The following is a 20,609-nucleotide window of genomic DNA, read 5'->3' as shown; positions in this document are numbered from 1 at the left end:
ATTTCTGGCGGGAGGCCTCAGCATCCTTGCAGTGATGAGGCTTGAGCGCTCGGGCGAGCTCTTGTAGAGACCTGTTCGTGAAAGCCCATGCGGAGGAAAAACCGTATGGGCGCACCTGTTAAGAAGCCGGATGGAAGTGATACATGCTCAAGGATGCCCTCTCGGAAAAGCCCTTCCGGAAATTCTGGTTCTGCCAGCTCCAGACCATGTCCGCCTATCAGATGCTCACCGTGGCCATTGGCTGGCAGATGTACGACATCACCGGCAGTGCGCTGAGCCTGGGGTTTGTCGGGCTGGCCCAGTTCATACCTCAGTTGGCCCTGACCCTGGTGGTGGGGCAGGTGGCCGACAGGTTCGACCGCAGGCGCATCACCCAGGCGTGCCAGATTCTTGAATGCCTCATGACCGCTAGCCTGGCCGCCGGCAGCCTCCTTCACTTCATTGATGAACGGATGCTCTACATCGGCGCTTTTGTGCTTGGAGCAGCCAGGGCATTCGAAATGCCCACCATGCAGGCATTGCTGCCTGGCCTGGTTGATCCGGCCAAATTGCCCAGCATGCTCGCCCTGACGGCATCGGCCAGGCAGACCGCCTTCATCCTGGGGCCGGCCCTTGGGGGCATTCTCTATCTTGCCGGGGCGGGCACGGTCTACACGCTCTGCGCCACACTCTTCGCCCTGGCCGCACACACTGTGGGGGGCATCCCCAAGCCCAAGACTCCGCAGCGACGGGAGCCGGTGAGCATCGATTCCGTGCTGGGGGGGATCCGCTACGTGCGCAACAAGCCCGAACTGCTGGGGGCCATATCACTCGATCTTTTTTCGGTGCTTCTTGGCGGTGCAACGGCCCTTTTGCCCATTTTCGCCAGGGACATTCTCGGCACCGGCCCTTGGGGATTGGGGCTTCTGCGCGGCGCGCCGGGCATAGGGGCCTTGGCCATGTCCGTCTGTCTGGCCCACTCTCCGCTGGGTGGGAAGGTGGGGCGTAAAATGTTCGCCGCGGTTGCCGTATTCGGGGTGGCCACCATCGTCTTCGGTTTGTCCCGGAGTTTTCCACTCTCGCTTCTTGCTCTTATTGTCCTTGGAGCCAGCGACATGGTGAGCGTGGTCATCCGGTCTTCACTGGTGCAGCTCGAAACCCCGGACGAGATGCGAGGACGGGTGAGCGCTGTGAACGCGGTGTTCATCGGGACCTCCAATCAGCTTGGGGAGTTCGAGTCCGGGGTTACGGCGGCCTGGTTCGGCACGTCGCCCTCGGTGGTTATCGGAGGGATGGCCACCCTTCTGGTCGTGGCGGTGTGGATGAGGCTGTTCCCCGCGCTTAAGAATCGCGACCGGCTGGGCGCAGGGGAGAGTTGACGGGGCAGCTGCCAAGGGCGCACAGAAAGCAGGAGCCAAGCGGTTGGCGCATGGAGTGCGTATCTTACATCCGCACCGCAGTATTCGCCGGGCTTTGCTTTGTATCAAACACGGAACCGGGTGGAGGTCTCCTGCCCGGAGGCGGATCAAAAGGCGCCTTTCATGAACTGGTTTTCCCAGCTGTTTCTCAGCCATTCAGCCGCGCAGGCAGTGGTGGTCCTGGGCTTGGCCGTGGTTCTGGGCCTTGCCTTCGGACACATACGCTTCTTCGGTATCCGCCTGGGAGTGGGTGGGGTGCTGTTCAGCGGCTTGGCCCTTGGGCATTACGGCTTTTCCTTGGACCATGGGGTTATGGATTTCGCCCGAGAATTCGGGCTCATTCTTTTCGTCTACACCATCGGCATGCAGGTGGGGCCGAGCTTCGCGGATTCGCTTCGCCGCCGGGGCTTTCGCTTGAACGCCATGGCCACCCTTATTGTGGCCTTGAGCGTACTTATCACCGTGTGTTTTCATTTCTGGGGCCACATGCCATTGTCCACGGCGGTCGGCCTTTTCAGCGGAGCCACCACCAACACCCCGTCCCTTGCCTCGGCGTCCCAGGCCTTCCAGGAACTCGCCCCGGCCTTGGCGGACAAGGCCATTGGCGAAGCCGGACTCGGCTATGCGGTGGCCTATCCCTTCGGCATCTTCGGCATCATCCTGGTTATGCTTCTCATCCGGGCCGTGTTCCGCATAAACCCTGCCCAGGAACTGAAGCAGATGGAGGAGCAGGCCAAGACGTTCCATCCTCCGCTGGAAACCATGACCCTGGAGCTGACCAATCCCAACCTGAACGGTTTGCGCCTGGGAGGAGTCCCGGGGCTCGCGGACCTGAACGTGGCCGTGTCCCGGGTCATGAGCGAGGGAGTGGTGAGCGCTGCCACCCCGGATACGGTGTTGAGAGCTGGTATGCTCCTGCACGCCGTGGGGATGCCCGGAGACCTGGAGAAGCTGCGCGTTCTGGCCGGGGTGCGAAGCGAAACCAACCTGCCGCGCGTGGCCGGGCCACTCCAGATGCGCCGCTTCGTAATCACCAAACGCTCGGTGGTGGGCAAGAGCGTTCCGGAGCTGAACCTGGCCCAGAAATACGAGGTGACCGTGACCCGGATCACCCGGTCCGGCACGGAGTTCGCGCCAGGCCCGGACATCCACCTGCATTTCGGCGACCTGGTGCAATGCGTGGGCGACCCGGCTCAGTTGGCCGAGGTGGAACGTCTGCTCGGCAACGTCAAGGACCTGGACCATCCCCATGTGCTTCCCATCTTCGTGGGCATCCTTCTGGGAACAGTGGTGGGCAGCCTGCCGGTGGCCTTGCCCGGACTGCCCTCGGGCATCAAGCTCGGCGTTGCCGGGGGGCCGCTTCTGGTGTCCATCCTCCTGTCGCGCCTGCACCATTTCGGGGGCATGGTGTGGTACATGCATCCTGGGGCCAACCTTATTCTGCGCGAGGTGGGCATCAGCCTGTTCCTGGCCTGCGTGGGGATCAAGGCCGGGGGGCACTTTCTGGACGCGGTCACAAGCGGGGCAGGGCTCTACTGGCTGCTGGCCGGGGCCTGCATCACCTTTTTCCCGCTTCTGGTGGCCGGCCTCGTCGGGCGGATTTTTCTCAAATGCAACTACGCATCCATGTGCGGTCTCCTGGCCGGCAGCATGACCGACCCTCCGGCCCTGGCTTTTGCCGGGCAGATGCTCGGCAGTGACGCTCCGGCTTCGGTGTACGCCACGGTCTATCCCCTGGTGATGATCCTGCGCATTCTGGCGGGCCAGCTCATGGTTCTTATGCTCTATTCGCCGTAAACGTCAGTTTCTCCCCCGAGTGGGGTCGTTTGAACTGAGGAGGGATCACGTATGGTTTGTGCTTCGATATTCCCCGCCCGGTATGTCCAGGGGGCCGGAGCGCTCGGCGCTCTGCCTGAAGAGGCCGCCCGGTTGGGGAAAAAGGGGTTGATGATTGTCAGCAGGACGGCCCGCCCTATCGCGGAGCAGGCCGTGGCCGGGCAGTCGCAGCTCGCGTTGGTGCATGAGACCTTCACCGGCGAATGCAGTGACGAAGAAATCGACCGCCTGGTGGACGTGGGCAAGAAGGGCAAGGTGGACGTCATCATTGGCGTTGGCGGCGGGAAACCCCTGGATACGGCCAAAGCTGTCGGGCATGCCTTGTCGCTTCCGGTGGTGGTCGTGCCGACCCTGGCCTCGACCGATGCGCCCTGCAGCGCCTTGTCCGTTATCTACACCCCCGAGGGGGCCTTCAAACGCTATCTGCTTCTGCCGCGAAATCCGGACGTGGTGCTGGTGGACAGCACGGTGGTCGCCAACGCCCCTGCCCGCTTTCTGGTCTCGGGCATGGGCGATGCGTTGTCCACATGGTTCGAGGCCGAGGATTGCCGGTTAAGCCAAGCCGCGAACATGACGGGGCGTCCCGGCACCATGACGGCGTACGGCCTGGCGCGCATGTGCTTCGACACGCTCATGGCTGACGGGGTCGCCGCTGTGAAAGCTTGCGAGAACAGGGCGGTGACGCCTGAGCTTGAGCGCATCATTGAAGCCAACACGCTTCTCTCCGGCCTTGGCTTTGAAAGCGGCGGACTGTCCGGCGCTCACGCCATCCACAACGGCCTTACCGTGTTGCCCGAAACCCACAACTGCTGGCATGGCGAGAAAGTGGCTATCGGCACTTTGTCGCTTCTTAAGCTGACCGGGCGCCCAGCGGACGTGGTTTCCAAGGTCTATGACTTCTGCCAGGCGGTGGGCCTGCCTGTTTGCCTCGCCGATATAGGCCTTGAAAACCCGACGGATGAACAGCTGATGGCGGTGTCCCAGAAGGCCTGTGCCCAAGGCGAAACCATCCACAACATCAAGGGCGGGGTGACGCCCGAAGCTGTGCTGGCGGCCATCAAGGCTGCGGACACCGAAGGCCGCCGCCGTAAGGGCTGACAATGTGATTTGCTAGGATAAAACAAAAAGGGCCGGGAATTATCCCGGCCCTTTTTCCATAGGTTGAATTGTAAGCTCGAGAAGGCCCGTAGAAGTGCGGCATAAATTCGGGATTCCAAAGGGCAGAGCCCTTTGGCCGCCGGATGCCTTCAACTCCACCCCAAAAAAGCGCCTAACGCCTGGCCTCCACCTTGGCCAGTTTCTCCCAGTAGCGGATCAATGCACCGTGGTCAGAATCTCCAAGGCCGTCGGCCTTGAGGGCTTGCATCACTTCCATCACCTGGGCCGTGAGGGGCAGGCTCACGTTTAATTCATGCGAGGTCTCCAGGACGTTGTAGAGGTCCTTGGCGTGGAGGTTAATCTTGAAGCCGGGCGTGAACTTGCCGTCCATCACCAGAGGAGCCTTGGCGTCCAGCACAGTGCTCCCGGCCAGCCCGCCCCGAATGGCTTGATAAACCAGGTCCGGACTCACCCCGGCCTTGGTGGCCAGGACCAGGGCCTCGGACATGGCCGCGATGTTTAAGGCCACCACGATCTGGTTGGCAAGCTTGGTCACGTTGCCCGCGCCGATTGCTCCCACCAGAACCACCGAGGCGGCCATGGACTTGAGCACGGGCAGGCATTCGTCGAAATCGGCCTGCGACCCCCCGACCATCACGGACAGGGTGCCCTCTATGGCCTTGGGCTCGCCGCCGCTCACCGGGGCGTCCAGCATGCGAACGCCTTTCTTTGCCAACTCTGCGGCGATTTCCTGGCTGGCCAGGGGGGCGATGGAGCTCATGTCCACCACGATGGAGCCCGCTGCCGCTCCTTCGAGAACACCGCCGGGCCCGAGGACCACCTCCTTCACCTGGGGCGAATTGGGCAGCATGGTGATTATGATGTCCGAGCGGGAAGCCACGTCTTTGGCGGAAGCACCGGCCTTGGCTCCGGCGGAGACAATAAGGTCGACGTCCTTTTGGGTGCGGCTGAAAACGGTGAGTTCGTATCCCGCCTTGAGCAGGTTGCGGCACATGGGCTTGCCCATGATTCCAAGTCCGATGAATCCTATGCGTTTCATGGAAACTCCTTGCAGGCGCTAGTGGGTGATGCCCATTTTTTTCATCCAGGCCAGGGAGGCCAGGGTGTCGGGTTCCGGAACGTATTCGAGGCCGATGTGGCCCGCATAACCCAGACGGTCGATCTCCTTGAACACGTAGGGGAAGTTGATCTCGCCGGTTCCGGGCTGGTGGCGGCCTGGGTTGTCCGCGATCTGGATGTGGCCGATCTTGTCCATGTGCGCCCGGAGAGTGGCGGCCAGCTCTCCCTCCTCGCGCTGGGCGTGGTAGACGTCGTACTGCATGAAGACGTTCGGCCTGCCGACCTCTTCGATCAGGTACAGGGTCTGGGCTGAGGAGTGGAGGAAGAACCCGGGAATATCCTTGCGGTTGATGAATTCAACCAGGAGGGTCAGGTTCTCCTTGGCCAGAGCATCGGCGGCGAAGCGAAGATTCTCCACCAGGGTGCGCCACATGTCCTCGTGCGCCACTCCCTTGGGGGCTTTCCCGGCCAGACAGTTCAACCGGGGGGTCTCAAGCACTTTGGCGTAGGTTACGGCCTTGGCAACGCCAGCGCGGAACTCCTCGGTCCAGGACGGGTCCGCGGCTATGCCCCTGTCCCCGGCGGCCCAGTCCCCGGCAGGCAGGTTGAACAGCACCTGGGAAAGCCCGTGCTGCTTGAGAAGCCCGGCCAGTTTGGCCGGGGCATAGTCGTAGGGGAAGAGGTATTCCACTGCGGTGAAGCCGGCAGCGGCAGCGGCAGCGAAACGTTCGGGGAAGGGATGTTCCGTAAAGAGCATGGACAGGTTTGCTGAGAATTTCGGCACGGTTCAACTCCTTGCGGTTTCCGGTTGGGCTGCGGCCTCGCGGCGAAGGGCTTCAAGGGATTGGGCGATGTGACGGCGCATGGCCTGGCCGGTTGCCTCGGAGTCTTTCCGGCGAAGGCCTTCGATCACCGCCATATGGTCCGGGACGGTGTCCTCCCAGGGGCGAGGCGTGCCATGCAGGTATGCCGCGGCCAGCATGTTCACCGGGGCCATGGCGGTCATCAGGTAAGGGTTGGCGGAGAGTTCCGCCAGGCGCCAGTGGAAGCTCCTGTCCCTCTCGATGAAGAGCTTGTGAGACTCTTGGGTGTCCGGCAGCCCCTGCATGCCTTGCCACAGCTCGTACATCTCGTCGGCTTCCTTAGCGCTGATCTGGGCGGCGGCAAGCTCCGCGGCCAGGGGTTCCAGGCGCTCGCGCACCTCGAAAAGGTGCACCAGTTCGGCAAGCCCAAGGACCCTGACGTATATTCCGCGCCTGGGAACCCATTCGAGCAGGCCCTCCTGGGCTAAGCGTTTGAGCGCGTTGACCAGGGGCGTCCTGCTGACTTCAAGACCGGCGGCCATGTCCTCCTGCACGATTCGCTGGCCTGGTTCCAGTTCTCCCGAGGCGAGCATGTCTTTGACTCTGGCGTAGACCATCTCGTCCAGGTTCTGGTGCCTGATGGGGCGTGGGAGGATGGCCATCCTGGCCGGCGAGAGATTGGAAGAAGCGTTCTTCATGTGGGCACGTCCAAGTTTTCTCCTCGCGGGATATTCCAATGTCTGTATTTAAAATTTTGCATGCAAAATTCAAGTGGGTAGTGTCAAGGAGTATCATTGAGTGTCCAGGGGGTATCCCCCTGACGGGTGCAGGGCGGAGCCCTGCGAGGGAAATGAGTTGAGTGTCCATCCTCGACATGCAGGGAACCAATACGCTACTATTTTAGAAGCAGGTCCGGGCGGCAACCGCTGCTCGCGCCGATCCGAACGAAACCAAAAAGGATACCTCCATGCGCGCGCTGACAGCCCTGTTCCTGATCCTTCTTTTCGCCTTGCCAGCCCTGGGCCAGCCCAGACCTCAGACCCAGAACCAAGCTCAAGCCCAATCCCAGGGCCCTCCTCTGGCCGGGCAATGGTCCCGCATGCCCCGAGATGCCCGCACCTGCTACATGACCGGGGCCGCTGCCGGGGCCCGCGCCTTTGCCGCAACCCAGCCGGGCACGCCAATGCCAGCACGCATCGACGTACCCCAGGCAGTCACCAACATGGATCACCTCTCCGCAGACCCCAGGTACAGCCGCCTGCCAATGATGGCTGTGGCCCTCAAGGCGATCATGTCCGCCCAGGATACCGGCATTCCCTTTGTCGAGTCCGGCAAGCAAGTGCGCGATCCCCAATTCGACGCCATGCTCCTCTTTGACGATCCCGAATTCTGGCCAATAAATTTGGAAGGCTTCGTACCCACCCCCATCCCTGGAGCGAAGCCCACCTACGCCCACGCCTGGTTGGCTACGATTGAAGCCCAGAAACAGCTTTTCGCCGAAGGATTCGGGGACATGGCCGCAGCTCAATGCCTCGAGCGCTTCGGCGACACTCCTGCCGGTTCCAAGTGTCTCAAGCCCCTGCTGCCTTTGCCCATGAACGCCGTGATTGCCGCAATGGACACTATCTATAGGGACAAGCGTTACGCCAACTCGGGTTTCGATCTGGTCATCCGGGCGGCTCTGGCCAAGATGGTGGGGGACGACTGGGAGAAAATCCTCGCCGAGAAATAAGCCTTCCAGTGCCACAGCTTGATGTTTCGTGCTACTTAAATTACACGAACAAGAAAATGATGACACTCGGAGGAGTCCCATGCGCCCAGTCGTTCTGATCGCCCTGCTTTTCGTGTGTGCCAGTGCCTTTCCGGCTCATGCCCATTTCGGGATGGTGGTTCCGGACAAAAACCTTGTGGTCAAGGACGGGCCCAAGGCCGTGAACCTGGACATCCGGTTTTGGCATCCCATGGAAAACCAGGGAATGAACCAGGAGAAGCCCAAGCTTGAGGTTCTGGTCAAGGGGCAGAAGCAGGATATCTCCTCGTCTCTTTCTCCAAACGTCATAGACGGCAAGCAGGCCTGGAAAGCCGAATACCAGGTCAAGGCGCCTGGAGTGAGCGTATTCGCCATGACGCCTCAGGCGTATTGGGAACCTGCCGAGAAAAAATACATTGTCCATCTGACCAAGACGATCATAAGCGCTCTGGGCGGCGATGAAGGCTGGGACAAACCTGTGGGGATGAAGCTGGAGATCGTGCCCATGGTCAAGCCCTTCGCCCTGTATGCCGGCAACGTGTTCACCGGAAAGGTTCTCTACAAGGGCAAGGCGCTGGGCAACGCTGAGGTGGAGGTGGAATTCTTCAACAAGGACGGGGCGGTCAAAGCCCCGGACGAGGCCTACGTGGCCCAGGTTGTGAAAACAGATGCCAATGGCGTGTTCACCTACGCAGCTCCGTGGGCCGGCTGGTGGGGATTCGCCGCTCTGACCGACGACGACGCCAAGATGAAGAAAGACGGCAAGGATATGCCCGTGGAATTGGGTGGCGTCATCTGGGTGTATTTTCATCCCGTGCCCGGCAAGTAGAGGTGTTCCCGATGTTTCGGATACCGCCTGCGCTAGCCTTATTGGTCTTGTTGGCCATGCCTGCCTGGGCCCATAAGGTGAATGTTTTCGCTGTGGTGGAAAAGGGAAGCATCACCGGAGAAGGCTACTTCGCAGGCGGCGGCAAAGCTCAGGATGTTCCTGTAGAGGTTGTCGACTCCACCGGCACTGTGGTGGCAAAGGGGATCACCGGGCCCGACGGAGCGTTCAAGATAGCCTTGCCCCAAGGTGTTACCGCTCCTCTTAGGGTCGTTCTCAAGGCCGGGGACGGCCATCAGAACGATTTCACCCTTACAGCCAAGGACCTGGGAGAATTCGCCCAGACGCAAACACTTCCCGCTCCATCGCCCGGAGCCTTGCCCATACCCGGAATGCACCAAGCCGGTGCGGGGACGAATGCTTCCCAAGGACAAATTGGTCCCGCCCCCGCCACGGGCATGGACGAGGCGAAGTTCACCGCGCTTATGGAAGCGGCAGTGGCCAAGACGGTGGAGGAGAAGCTCACTCCGCTCAAACTGGAGTTGGCCAGGATAGCCGAGCAGGAACAGTCGTCCAGGCTCCGAGACATCATTGGGGGACTGGGCTGGATAGTGGGTCTGGTGGGCATTGCCGCCTGGTTCAAGCGGCCCAGGTAGGGTTGTTCTGAACTCCCGGGTTTGCCGAGAGGCACCGGAACTACGCCAACATGTTGCCAGCCAGGACGGGCTTGTCCGTTTTTCCAGCTTTGCCTCGTGAAGAACGTCCTCAGGCAAGAATGCCCTTGGGCCAGAATCAAAAGAGCCGGAAGCGCCTCATTATGCGTTCCGGCTCCTTTGCTTTTGAAGCCCGTTGTGAGGGGTGGTAAAGCTCACCGCATTTGGGGAGGCCTGCTCAAATGTCTCGCCTTCACGCAAGGTGATTTTTCGTTATCCAATCTTTTCAAGGACCTTTACGTCCATGGACTCGGCCAACTCCGGGGCCTTGCCGCGCCAAGCCAGCAAATGCGGCGTCTCCAGATGCTTGCCGAGCAGTTCCTGACTCTCCCAGGTTTCGTAGAAGACGAACACGCAGGGATTTTCCAGGCTGCGGTGCAGGTCATAGAGTATGCAGCCCGGGTCCTTGCGCGAGGGGGCGATCAAGCCCGTGAGGATCTTTTCAACGTCGTTCTCCCTGCCTTTCTTGGCCACGATAGTGGCCACTACATGTATACTCGCCATGCTGATGCACTCCTGGGATGCTTGTCACCGCCCGGCAAGGCTCATCCTTCGCCCGGGGACGGCGGTTTGGGGTAATTTGTCAAATGGGGCTTGATGGCCCGCCCAAGCCAGTCGATGGCTTTGCCCAGGTGACGCATGTTGCTCATGCCCTCGCCGTCCTTGTTCACCTCGCCGGGGTTAAGGCCGAACCCCAGGTTCCAATAAGATGATCCGGGAACGATCATGCCGGACATGAGGAACATGTGGTTGATGCTGTCGTACACGTGGGTGCCCCCGCCCCTTCGCACCGCTACCACCGCCGCTCCGATCTTTCCGGCAAAGGCCGTCCCGTTGGCGATGGAGACCAGCCCGGACCGGTCGATGAGGGCCTTCAGTTCCGCTGTGACGTCGGTGAAGTAGGTGGGCGAGCCCATGATGATGGCGTCAGCATCCAGCATCTGGGCCAGACAGTCGTTCAATACGTCGTTTTTTACGGCGCAGCGCATATCCTTGTTCTCGAAGCACTTGAAGCAGGCGATGCATCCTTTGATCTTGGCTCCGCCGACCTGGATGAAGGTCGTCTTCCACCCGGCGGCGTCCAGCGGCTTGAGCACTTCGCGCAGCAGGGTTTCCGTATTGCCGCCCTTGCGGGGGCTTCCATTGATGGCCACTGCTTTCATGGTGTTCCTCCTGCGGGCAGCTCTTGACGGCCCGTTTTGTGTGCGTATATGCGTCCACCAGCCATGGGCGCAAGTACTGTCTAAAATGTACCATACTTACAAGAAGTATAGTGTGAGGAGAAAACGTGATCCAGCCCTGCAAGACTAAGGAACTCAATGGCAAGACCTACCGCTGTTTTTTCGAGCTGACGCTGCAGGTGATGGGCGGCAAGTGGAAGCCGGTCATTCTCTACCACTTGGCTACCGAAGGTGTCATGCGCTTTAGTGACCTGCGGCGCAGCATCAGCGGGGTCACGGAACGCATGCTGGCCAGGCAGCTGCGCGAACTCGAAGCAGATCGTATCGTGCACCGCGAGGTGTACCGGGAGGTGCCCCCGCGCGTCGAGTATTCGCTCACGGACTTGGGGAGCGGCCTGATACCCATACTCAAGGAACTGCGCGACTGGGGCGTGGACTACGAGCGCTGCTTGGGCGGGCCGGAACTGTTCGCGGGCGAGGGTTACGAGCCAACGGAGACAGGAGCGGCCAAGGCTGCCGGGGCTTAAAGCAGACTTTTTTTAGGTGCCGTGGTTTTGAAGCTGCAGGTTTTCCAAAAATGCTTCAAAACCACGGCATGGTTGTGCACAGAGTTTCTGGCCGCGAATAGAAGAGTTACTGTGAACCTTTTTTGAGTTTCTTGCCCACGTTCCAGCAGCCTCCGAGCACCGGTCCCAGCCCGTAGTAAGAGAGGGTCCCCATGTCGAAGAGTAGCGGACGAACCTTGGCAGGATCGATCTTTCCCTTATCCGTGAGCACGGCCTCGTCCGCCCAGGTATTCACCACCTCTCCCACGAATACCTCGTGGGTGGGAAAGTCCACCACCTGATGCAGCCGGCATTCCATGGCTACCGGGCATCCCTTGATGAGCGGCGCGTGTTGCAGTTGGCCGGTGAACAGCTCGAAGACCTTTGATTTGTCCGTGTTCTTGCCCGTGACAATACCCACGTAGTCGGTCTCCACCATGAGATTTTCAGAGGGGATGTTCACGCTGAACTCCTTGTGCTCGAAAATGCCCTTGTTGGAGTAGTGGGACTTGTTGATGCCAAACGACAGGTACTGGGGTTGTCCGTGGTTCATGATTCCCACATGGGCGACGGCCAGGAAGTTGGGGCGTCCATCCACGACAGCCCCGACGATGGTGGTGAGGGACGGATACAGGGCGTTGGCAGGTCCGATGTCTTTTTTCATGGTGGAGTTCTCCTGTTTTTATTGCTTGTGCATGCAAGTTTCTGGGTTAAAAAAACACTCACGGGTTGTCCAGGCGCAGGCAGGTCTGGTGCAGAGACAGGGTGAGGTCGGCCCCGGCCTGCTCGCCCAGGATCTTCGAATACGCGCAGTGAAGGTCCTTCCAGGCGGCGGCGATTGTCCCGGACATGCCGCGCCCCTTGGCCGTGGGGGAAATGTGGGATGCTTTGCCCTTGGTGCGCCGCTCCACGAGCCCTTTGCGCTCCAGGCCGTCAGCCAGGCGTGTCACGGTGGAGGGCGCCAGATGCAACCGGGCGGCCAGTTCGGATGGGGTCACTCCGGGTGATTCCATGGCCAGCATGAGCAGGAATGCCTGGGAGGGGGACAACCCAGTGGGCGCAAAGGACTCCTCGGCCATGCGCGTGACCGTGCGGGCCAGAGCGTTGGCGGTAAAGTAGAGGCAGCATTCGAGCAGGGTTTTTGAATCAGACACGGGAGCCCCTTGTTGCTTGCGCATGCAAATAAAAGGGGCTCCCGAGAAAGTCAAGCATTCAGAACCGGAGCGGCTACATGCCGGGCTTTCCGCCTTTGCCCGGGGGCATCCCCTGGCCGCCCATGTTGGGCATGGTCATCTTCTGGTAGCCGGCTGGTACCGTGAAAAGCGCAGGATCCACGTTGCCGGTCTTTATGTTCTTGTACTCCATGGTCATGTTCATGGAGCCTTCCTTGATCACGGACTTGACGGGGTGGCCGAGTTTGTCCGCAAACCAGGCTGTCATCTCGCCCTTGGATTTGTCCTTGAATTCGAATACGCGCTTCTCGCATTCCCAGCCGTCCACGGTTTCCTTGCCCAGGGTTTTCCACTGCCCCAGGTCGGACGAGCCGTCCTTCATGGCTTCAGGCCCCATGCGGGAGGGGTCGAGCGCCATCTCCATGTACATCTTCTGGTCAGGCATGATCATGTACACCTTTTTCGCGGCCGGATCGGTGATGGTGACCTGCGTGTTTCCCTGCATGGTGGTTTCCATGCGGATCTTGTCGGCCTTGATGTAGGCTTTCCCTGTGGAAGGCGGCATACCGGCGCCGGTCCTGACGATGTCGGCCGAGAATTCGGCGGCGTGGGCCGCCAGGGCCAACCCCATGCAGAGGGCGAGAGCGACAGACAGTCTCACAAGAGCTTTCATGCGGTCTCCTTATGGTGATTTGGCCGGAGTGCGCACGACCGCTTTCAAAAATAAAGGGGCTGTGCCCGGCAGTCAACGCGTTGGGAGTAAGCGTTTCTGGTCCAGATAGTACAGGACCGGCACCACCATGCGCGAAAACACGGTTGCAGCCACTTCTCCGGCCATGAGCGAGATGGCCAGCCCCTGGAAGATGGGGTCGAACAGTATGACGAAGGCCCCGGCTACCACGGCGATTGCTGTAAGGAGCATGGGCCTGAAGCGCACGGCCCCGGCCTCCACCACGGCGTCCTCCAGTCTGGCTCCCTGGCGGCGGCGCATCTCGATGAAATCCACCAGGATGATGGAGTTGCGTACCACGATGCCCGCTCCTGCGATGAAGCCGATCATGGAAGTGGCCGTGAAAAAGGCTCCGGCCAGGGCATGGGCCGGGATGATGCCGATAAGCGAAAGAGGAATGGGAGACATGATGGCGATGGGGGTGGTGTAGGAGCGGAACCAGCCCACCACCAGGATGTAGATGATGATCATCACCACCCCGAAGGCCAATCCCATGTCCCGGAAAACTTCGTAGGTTATCTGCCACTCGCCGTCCCATTTCAGGGAGTATTCTTTGAGCGAACCAGGCTGGGCTGAATACAGAATGGGCAGTTGCTCCCGGCCCTGCACCTGCCAGGCACCCTTCCCGGCCTTGCCTAGATTTTCAAGTTCATCAGTGATGCGCCCCATGCCGTAGACCGGACTCTCCTCGCGGCCGGCCATGTCGCCCGTGACGTAAACCACGGGCTGCAGGTTCTTGTGATAGATGGCCGGGGAAACGGTACGCTCTTCGATGGAGGCGATTTGGCTAAGCGACACCATCTGCCCGGACTCACCCCGCACCGGAATGGACGGAATGTCCAAGGCGTGCGCCCTGGCGGGCAGAGGCAGCCGGACCACGATGGGGGCGTCCTCCCTGGCGGAATCATCGTGCAAAAGGCCGACAGTGGTTCCGCGCAAGGCCGCAGTGACCGCTTCCAAGGCTCGCTGCGGGTCGATCCCTGCGGCCAGGGCTTTGTCGCGTTCGATTCGGATGACCCGCTCGGGCTGAGGATCGTCCACGTACCAGTCCACATCCACCACATCCTGGGTACGGGAAAACACGTCCTTCACCTGGCTTGCCACGCGCAGCCTGCCCTCGGAGTCGGGGCCGTAAATCTCGGCCACCAGGGTCTGGAGCACGGGAGGGCCAGGAGGAACCTCGGCAACCTTGATTCTGGCACTGTGCCTGGCGGCGATGGGGGCCAGTTCCTGGCGCACGGCCTTGGCGATGTCGTGGCTCTTAAGGGAACGTTCGCCCTTGGCTACCAGGTTCACGGCGATGTCGGCAGTGTTCTGGCCCCGGCGCAGGTAGTAATGGCGGATGAGACCGCTGAAGGAAACCGGACCTGCCGTGCCGGCGTATATCTGGGCGTTGGTCACGTCCGGGCGCTCGAGAATCCTGGCGGCCATTTCACTGGCGGCCCGGGTGGTCTGTTCCAGAGTGGTTCCCAAAGGCATGTCCACTATCACCTGGAATTCGCTCTTGTTGTCGAAGGGCAGCATCTTCACCAGCACCAGGCGCAACGGGAAAAAAGAGCAGGCCAGAACCAGCAGAAGCCCCACCGCGCCGAGGAAAGCCGAACGTCTGGTCGGACGGCGGATAAGATCGTTCATGAAGCGCTTGTAGAGCTTTGTGCCTGCGTCGTCTGCGGGTTGGTGGTGGGACGGCTTGGTGGTGAGCACACGTTTGGCGGTCCAGGGAGTTATGACGAAGGCCACGCACATGGACAAAAGCATGGCCATGGAGGCCCCGATGGGCATGGGCCGCATGTAGGGCCCCATGAGTCCGCCAACGAAGGCCATAGGCATGATGGCCGCGATGACAGTGAATGTGGCCAGCACCAGGGGGGCGCGTACCTCGTTCACTGCTTCGATGATAACCTGGGAAAACGGTCTTTTTGAGCTTCCCGGCAATTCAAGATGGCGTACGATGTTCTCCACATCCACGATGGGATCGTCCACCAGAATGCCGATGCAGAAAATGAGGGCGAACAGGGTGACCCGGTTCAAGGTGTATCCCAGCAGCCAGTATGTGGCCAGGGTGATGGCCAGGGTGACCGGCACGGCCACCATCACCACCAGGCTGGCCCGGGCGCCGAGGAACAGAGCCACGATGATGCCCACGGACAGAGCGGCCAGCACCAGGTGTTCCAGAAGTTCGTGAACCTTGGCCTTGGCTGTGGCCCCGTAGTTTCGGGTGATGTCCACCTGGACCCCGGAAGGGATCACGAAGCCTTTGAGGTCCTGCACCTTGGCAAAGACAGCATCGGCCAGCCTGGTGGCGTTGACTCCGGTGCGCTTGGCCACGGCGAGGGTCACGGCTGGTTCCATGACGCCGGGCTCCCGGCCCGAGGCCTTGCCCGCAAGATAGAACACATAGTCGGAAGGTTCGTCGAATCCGTCAGTTATTTTGGCCACGTCGCCCAGGTACAGCGGCCTGCCGTCCCGGACGGCCAGCACGGCCCGCGAGAGCTCCTTCTGGGTGCGAAAGAAGTTATCCAGACGGATGCTTATGGCGTGGCCTTCCTGGACGGTTTCTCCAACTGTCTCGCCCTGGTTTTGCCCGCGCAGGGTCTTCAGCACGTCCACCGCATCCAAACCGTTGACCCGGAGCCGTTCCTGGTCCAGCTCCACCATCACAGCCCGCTTGCGCCCGCCGATTATGGTGGTCTCGGCCACGCCGGGGATCTGGCGTATCTCTTCGTTCACCTGCAAGGAAACGGAACGGAGCCCGCGCGAATCCAGGCCTCCCCCATAGAACGTGAGCGACACCACTGGCACGTCGTCAATGGAGCGGGGTTTGAGGATGGGCTGGGAGCAGCCCGGGGGAATCCAGTCCAGATGCTGGTAGAGCTTGGCGTAGGTCTTCACCATGCTCTTCTCGGCATCCTCGCCCACCGTAAAGCGCACAATGGTCAAGGCCCGGCCGTCCATTGCCGTGGAGTAGATGTATTCCACTCCGGGGATCTCCCAGAGGATCTTCTCCATGGGACCCACCACCCGGTTTTCCACCTCTTTGGGCGAGGCACCGGGCATGGACACGTGGATGTCGATCATGGGAACCACGATCTGTGGCTCTTCCTCGCTTGGGGTGGCCATCACGGCGAAAAGGCCCAGGAGCATGGCCGCCAGGACGACCAGAGGCACCAGCTTGGAATCCACGAACGCGGCGGTTATCCGCGTAAGCAGGTCGTGCCCCTCGGGGGAGGGCGCACTCACTGTCCGACTCCGGCGATACGGTCGCCTTCGCGTAGGGTCTCCGTTTTGGAGCAGACGACGCGTTCTTCGCCAGACAATCCGGACAATACTTCCACGAACGCCTCTTTCGCCGGATCCCCGAAGGCTTCTGAGTCAGTGAGGAAAGGTTTGCCATCAAGCATAACCTTTATGAATCGCCCGCCAGGCTTTATGACCCGGAAGCTCACCACCCCTTGGGCGTCGGCCACGAATACCGAGGGAAGGTCGCCACGCATGCGCAGACATTCAACTGGCAACAAAAGCTTTTTGGACACCCGGGACGGAATGAACAGCCGGCCATACATGCCGGCATTAGGCGCCAGGCGGGTCCCGGACGGCGGTTCGGCCTTGAGCCGGAAGGTGCGGGTGGCCGGGTCCACCCGGGCCACAACAGCGCTCACGGCGGCTGCAAAGGGTTCCGGGGAGAGAGAGGGTACCACCCCGACCACCGGTAGGCCAGTCTTGAGGGATGGCAACAGACTCTCGTCCACCTGCGCTGTGAGGTCGAACCCACTGGTTACGTCGTCCATCTGGGCCAGGGGTTGTCCGGCGTTTACGAAAGCCCCCTGATCCACATAGCGCCTGGTAAGAACCCCGCTGAACGGGGCGTTGATCCGGGTGTATGCCCCAAGGGCCTTGAGCTCTTCCTTTTGCGCGGCAACGGCTCGCTCCCGGGCCGCGATGGCCTCCTCTTCCCGCTTGAGAGCCAGATGTTCTGTCTTGGAGCGTTCGTAATCGTCCTGACTTATGAACTTCTGGGCCAAGAGTTTTTCCAGCCGGTCCAGATTGGCCTTTGCGTGGGACGCCTTGGCCGCTATGGCTTGGCGTTCCGAGGATGCCTGGGCCATGGATGCTGTCAGGCCCTGCTCGCGGCTTTGCAGATCCTTGTCGTCGATGCGCAGGATGGGATCTCCCGCGCGCAGGTTCGCACCTTCCTTGGCGAAGATCTCCACCACAGCGCCGGAGAGTTTGCTGGCCAGGATGATACTGTTGCGGGCTTCCACCTGGGCCGGGAACGACCGGCATTCCACGACCTCTTCAACCCGCACCAGGCGGGTTTCAGCCTCGATGGCCCGTGCTTTTGGAGCGGGTGGCGGGTTTTGGCCGCACCCGCCGCAGGCCGCGCACAGCAGGAAGAAGATGAACAGGCGCGTAAGCGCCTGGAAGGGGTGCAAGAACATTGTATGCCTCCCTGCGTCTTAATCCCGGGACGCAAAGCACGTTGTGGGTGTCCTAGCCGCAGCCCATGGCTGACCTGACAATAAAAACATGCTGAAGGTGGCAGCCTGTGTCAATACTGTACGGAAATGCTACCAGAAGGGTTTGGATTGCGGCCTGCTGTCGGCGGTATCTCGACTCATCCCGGAGAGAAACGGCTTGGCCCTGCTGGGGCATCAGCAAAAAGGCCGGGCGTGTGCCCGGCCTTGGAGTTAGCAGCGTGGACGCGGCTAAGCCCTCATATCTCAAGATCGGCTTCCGAAGCCGGGCTGTTGGCCGGGCGGCTGGAGCGGGCAAGCACTTCCTTGAGGCAGGCGCCAAGGCGGGTGATGCCTTCCTCGATGCGCTCCGGCGTGGAGTTGGAGAAGTTCAGGCGGAAGGCGTTGTCCGTTTCGTCCACGTAGAAGGGCAGGCCGGGCACGAAGGCCACCTTGCGCTCGATGGCCTTGGCGAAGACCTCCTCGGCGCTCACGGAGCGGGGCAGCTCGCCCCAGAGGAACATTCCTCCCTCCGGCTCGGTGCAGCGCACCTCCTCGGGGAATTCCCGCTTGATGGCAGCCACCATGAGGTCCCGGCGCTCGCCGTATGCCTTGCGGATCACGGAGATGTGGGCGTCCAGGTCGTTGTCCTCCAGGAAACGGTGCAGCACACGCTGGGCGAAGATGGAGGTGTGCAGGTCCGAGGCCTGCTTGGCCGTGACAAGCTTGTGCATGAGTTCAGGCCCGGTGGCTATCCAGCCGATGCGCATGCCCGGGCTCGCTATCTTGGAGAATGACCCCATGAGAGCCGCGCGGTTTGCGTCCAGAAGGGTCCGGATGGGGGGGACGTCGTCTCCCTTGAAGCGCAGCTCGCCGTATGGGTTGTCCTCGAGCAGGATAGTGTCGCTCTGCTCGAGCAGGCGGGCGGCCTCGCGCCGGGTATCGGCGTCGTAGGTGGTTCCGGAAGGGTTCTGGAAGCTGGGAACGGCGTAGAATATCTTCGGGCGCGCTTTGAGCTGCTCGGCCAGCTGGGTGATGTCCACCCCGTGCGGGCCAAGGTCGGCCGTGAGAAAGCTGGCCCCGAAGAGCGAAAAGGTCTGGATGGCCCCGAGATAGCCGGGGCGCTCGATGAGCACCGCGTCGCCCACGTCCAGCATGACCTTGGCCATGAGGTCCAGGCCCTGCTGGGAGCCGGTGGTGATGAGGATCTCCTCGACAGGGATGTCGATTCCCCATTTCTCTTTGTATCTGCGGGAAATGAATTCGCGAAGCTGTGGATGCCCCTCGGTGATGGAGTACTGCAGGGCCTGGGGGCCGCTGTCGGCCAGGACCGCGACGGACGCCTTGGAGAAGGCCTCGGCCGGGAAGTGGTCCGGGCTGGGCAGCCCTCCGGCAAAGGAAATGATCTCGGGGTTCTGGGTGACCTTCAAGATCTCCCGGATGTAGGAACGGCGAACGCCGGCCATTCTGGCGCTGAAACGCACAAGAGCCTCCGTCTGTCGATGGGTGGATACGGCAAAGGGCTTTTTTAGGCCACTTCGTGGCTGGGCACAACAGGCGAATCTCTTGCTAGAGTATCGGGGAGAGGAGTCTGGCGAGTCTGACCGCCACCTTGAATCCGAGCCAGCGTTTCTCGTAGTCCCAGGCAGTGGCCCGAACGCAACGGGCGAAATCCTCCAGCAGCATGGATTCCACCTGCGACGCGAAGTCCTGGTCGGCCACAACCATGGTGATCTCAAAATTGAGCCTGAAGGAGCGGTTGTCGCAGTTTGCGGTCCCCACGCAGGCCAGGCCGGAATCCACCAGGATAACCTTCTGGTGGAGAAATCCTGGTTTGTAGCGGAAGAATTTGACGCCCTGTTTCTCCAACTCCGGGAAATAGGAGAACGAGGCCAGGTAGACCAGCTTGTGGTCGGGCTTTAAAGGCAGCATCACCCGCACGTCCACGCCGCGCAGAGCAGCAAGCTGCAGGGCGGTGGTGACCTCCCGGTCCGGGACGAAATAGGGGCTTACTATCCAGAGCCGCTCCCGCGCGGCTTCGATGAGCTGGATGAAGGCTAAAGTATACGTTTCCAAATGGTCGGCCGGGCTGCTGGGCAGGGCCAGCACGTTCATTCCCGTATCGCATGCCTTCACGCATTCCCAGCGCAGATGGGGAAGCATGAGCGACGCCCAGTACCAGTCTTCGGCAAAGCTCAGCTGCACCATGGAAGCGGCAGGACCCTCGCAGCGCAGATGCGTATCGCGCCAGGGACCGAACCGGCGGCTGCGGCCCATGTATTCGTCGCCCACGTTGTGCCCGCCCACAAAAGCCACCCGTCCGTCCACCACAACAATCTTGCGGTGGTTGCGGAAATTGATCTGCAAGCGGTTGCGCCAACCCTTGGTGGTGTTGAAGGGACGGGCATCCACGCCGGATTCCCGCAACTCATGCAGATAGGTCTCCGGCAGGGCATGGCAGCCGATCTCGTCGTACAGAAGAAAAACCCGGACACCTTGCCTGGCCTTGGCGGAAAGAGAATGCTTCAGATCGTTTCCTATGGCATCGTCGTGGATGATGAAGAACTGAACCAGAACATAGTCCGTGGCCCGGCCGATCTCTTCGAAAATAGCGTTAAAGGTGTTTTGGCCGTTCACCAGGAGCGATGCCGCGTTACCGGTTACGAAGGGCATTCCCGCCAGCCGCTCCAGCACGGAAAGCGGCCTTATCGCGCCTTCTTGGTAAGCGCGAAGATGGGCTCGGTTTCGTTCAAGTTCGTTGTGCAGCGCCTCCAGTTCAGGACTTCCCTCGCGTCTGGCCGATACGTAACCCACGAATCTGTCCCGGCCGAAAATCCAATAGAGAGGCACGGCAACGTAGGGGAAGGTGATCATGGAAACGGCCCAGGCGATGGAACCCTGGGACGAGCGGGAGGAGAACAGCGCGTTCACGGCGGAAACGGCTCCGGCTGTATGGAAGAGCGCGAGCATCGTCAGGAAGACGTACTCAAGGGTGACGAGCAGTTCATTCTCCACCACGTGCGG

Annotated in this window: 19 protein-coding genes; 7 read left to right on the top strand and 12 right to left on the bottom strand. The window is 61.0% G+C overall.

What is annotated here, in order from left to right; genetic code table 11:
• Positions 1-143: 143 nt before the first annotated feature.
• The 3 genes from HY795_07860 (at position 144) to HY795_07850 (ending at position 4,331) form a co-directional block, all read left to right on the top strand.
• Complete coding sequence (locus HY795_07860; protein ID MBI4805135.1) at positions 144-1,358, top strand: MFS transporter; 1,215 nt, start codon at positions 144-146, stop codon at positions 1,356-1,358.
• A 162-nt stretch (positions 1,359-1,520) separates the two neighbouring features.
• Positions 1,521-3,194: a putative transporter gene (locus tag HY795_07855; protein ID MBI4805134.1), complete on the top strand. Its 1,674-nt coding sequence runs from the start codon at positions 1,521-1,523 to the stop codon at positions 3,192-3,194.
• Positions 3,195-3,245: 51 nt separating this feature from the next.
• Positions 3,246-4,331, top strand: coding sequence for a glycerol dehydrogenase (locus tag HY795_07850; protein MBI4805133.1), 1,086 nt, complete (start codon positions 3,246-3,248; stop codon positions 4,329-4,331).
• Positions 4,332-4,503: 172 nt separating this feature from the next.
• On the opposite strand, the gene garR is transcribed toward HY795_07850, so the two are convergent.
• The 3 genes from garR to HY795_07835 are packed head-to-tail and all read right to left on the bottom strand — an operon-like array spanning position 4,504 to position 6,912.
• Positions 4,504-5,391 (bottom strand): 2-hydroxy-3-oxopropionate reductase, encoded by an 888-nt coding sequence (garR, locus tag HY795_07845; GenBank protein MBI4805132.1) that lies wholly within the window; start codon positions 5,389-5,391, stop codon positions 4,504-4,506.
• A gap of 18 nt (positions 5,392-5,409) precedes the next feature.
• Positions 5,410-6,195, bottom strand: coding sequence for a hydroxypyruvate isomerase (gene hyi / locus HY795_07840; protein ID MBI4805131.1), 786 nt, complete (start codon positions 6,193-6,195; stop codon positions 5,410-5,412).
• Between the two features lie 3 nt (positions 6,196-6,198).
• Positions 6,199-6,912, bottom strand: coding sequence for a GntR family transcriptional regulator (locus HY795_07835; GenBank protein ID MBI4805130.1), 714 nt, complete (start codon positions 6,910-6,912; stop codon positions 6,199-6,201).
• 269 nt (positions 6,913-7,181) lie between these two features.
• On the opposite strand from HY795_07835, the gene HY795_07830 reads away from it, so the two are divergent.
• The 3 genes from HY795_07830 (at position 7,182) to HY795_07820 (ending at position 9,446) form a co-directional block, all read left to right on the top strand.
• Entirely contained in the window at positions 7,182-7,946 is a 765-nt protein-coding gene (locus tag HY795_07830; GenBank protein ID MBI4805129.1) for a hypothetical protein, read from the top strand.
• 79 nt (positions 7,947-8,025) lie between these two features.
• Complete coding sequence (locus HY795_07825; protein ID MBI4805128.1) at positions 8,026-8,793, top strand: DUF4198 domain-containing protein; 768 nt, start codon at positions 8,026-8,028, stop codon at positions 8,791-8,793.
• Positions 8,794-8,849: 56 nt separating this feature from the next.
• Positions 8,850-9,446 carry a hypothetical protein gene (locus HY795_07820; GenBank protein ID MBI4805127.1) on the top strand — a complete coding sequence of 199 codons (597 nt, stop codon included), beginning with the start codon at positions 8,850-8,852 and terminating at the stop codon, positions 9,444-9,446.
• Positions 9,447-9,716: 270 nt separating this feature from the next.
• Here the strand turns inward: HY795_07820 and HY795_07815 are convergent, their stop codons facing one another.
• Both HY795_07815 and HY795_07810 read right to left on the bottom strand, forming a co-directional pair.
• Positions 9,717-10,007, bottom strand: a complete 291-nt coding sequence (locus HY795_07815; GenBank protein MBI4805126.1) for an antibiotic biosynthesis monooxygenase — start codon at positions 10,005-10,007, stop codon at positions 9,717-9,719.
• A 41-nt stretch (positions 10,008-10,048) separates the two neighbouring features.
• On the bottom strand, positions 10,049-10,666 hold the full coding sequence (locus HY795_07810; GenBank protein MBI4805125.1) for a flavodoxin family protein: 618 nt from the start codon (positions 10,664-10,666) through the stop codon (positions 10,049-10,051).
• A gap of 200 nt (positions 10,667-10,866) precedes the next feature.
• Here HY795_07810 and HY795_07805 point away from each other — a divergent pair, with 200 nt between their 5' ends.
• Positions 10,867-11,211 carry a winged helix-turn-helix transcriptional regulator gene (locus HY795_07805; protein MBI4805124.1) on the top strand — a complete coding sequence of 115 codons (345 nt, stop codon included), beginning with the start codon at positions 10,867-10,869 and terminating at the stop codon, positions 11,209-11,211.
• A 106-nt stretch (positions 11,212-11,317) separates the two neighbouring features.
• On the opposite strand, the gene HY795_07800 is transcribed toward HY795_07805, so the two are convergent.
• From HY795_07800 to cls, 7 genes are all read right to left on the bottom strand, one after another.
• Entirely contained in the window at positions 11,318-11,893 is a 576-nt protein-coding gene (locus HY795_07800) for a flavin reductase family protein (GenBank protein MBI4805123.1), read from the bottom strand.
• Between the two features lie 58 nt (positions 11,894-11,951).
• Complete coding sequence (locus HY795_07795; protein MBI4805122.1) at positions 11,952-12,383, bottom strand: MarR family transcriptional regulator; 432 nt, start codon at positions 12,381-12,383, stop codon at positions 11,952-11,954.
• 73 nt (positions 12,384-12,456) lie between these two features.
• On the bottom strand, positions 12,457-13,074 hold the full coding sequence (locus HY795_07790) for a DUF4412 domain-containing protein (GenBank protein ID MBI4805121.1): 618 nt from the start codon (positions 13,072-13,074) through the stop codon (positions 12,457-12,459).
• Between the two features lie 72 nt (positions 13,075-13,146).
• Positions 13,147-16,275: an efflux RND transporter permease subunit gene (locus HY795_07785; GenBank protein MBI4805120.1), complete on the bottom strand. Its 3,129-nt coding sequence runs from the start codon at positions 16,273-16,275 to the stop codon at positions 13,147-13,149.
• A 92-nt stretch (positions 16,276-16,367) separates the two neighbouring features.
• Positions 16,368-17,570: an efflux RND transporter periplasmic adaptor subunit gene (locus HY795_07780; protein MBI4805119.1), complete on the bottom strand. Its 1,203-nt coding sequence runs from the start codon at positions 17,568-17,570 to the stop codon at positions 16,368-16,370.
• 275 nt (positions 17,571-17,845) lie between these two features.
• The gene (locus HY795_07775) at positions 17,846-19,069 is read right to left on the bottom strand and encodes a PLP-dependent aminotransferase family protein (protein MBI4805118.1); all 1,224 of its coding nucleotides are present in this window, start codon (positions 19,067-19,069) and stop codon (positions 17,846-17,848) included.
• Positions 19,070-19,154: 85 nt separating this feature from the next.
• Positions 19,155-20,555, bottom strand: a complete 1,401-nt coding sequence (cls, locus tag HY795_07770) for a cardiolipin synthase (GenBank protein MBI4805117.1) — start codon at positions 20,553-20,555, stop codon at positions 19,155-19,157.
• Between the last annotated feature and the right edge of the window lie 54 nt (positions 20,556-20,609).

It is taken from the genome of Desulfovibrio sp., assembly GCA_016208105.1.
Lineage (GTDB): Bacteria > Desulfobacterota > Desulfovibrionia > Desulfovibrionales > Desulfovibrionaceae > Fundidesulfovibrio.
Note: the sequence above shows the minus strand (reverse complement) of the source record. Positions and strands in the feature narration are given on the sequence as shown.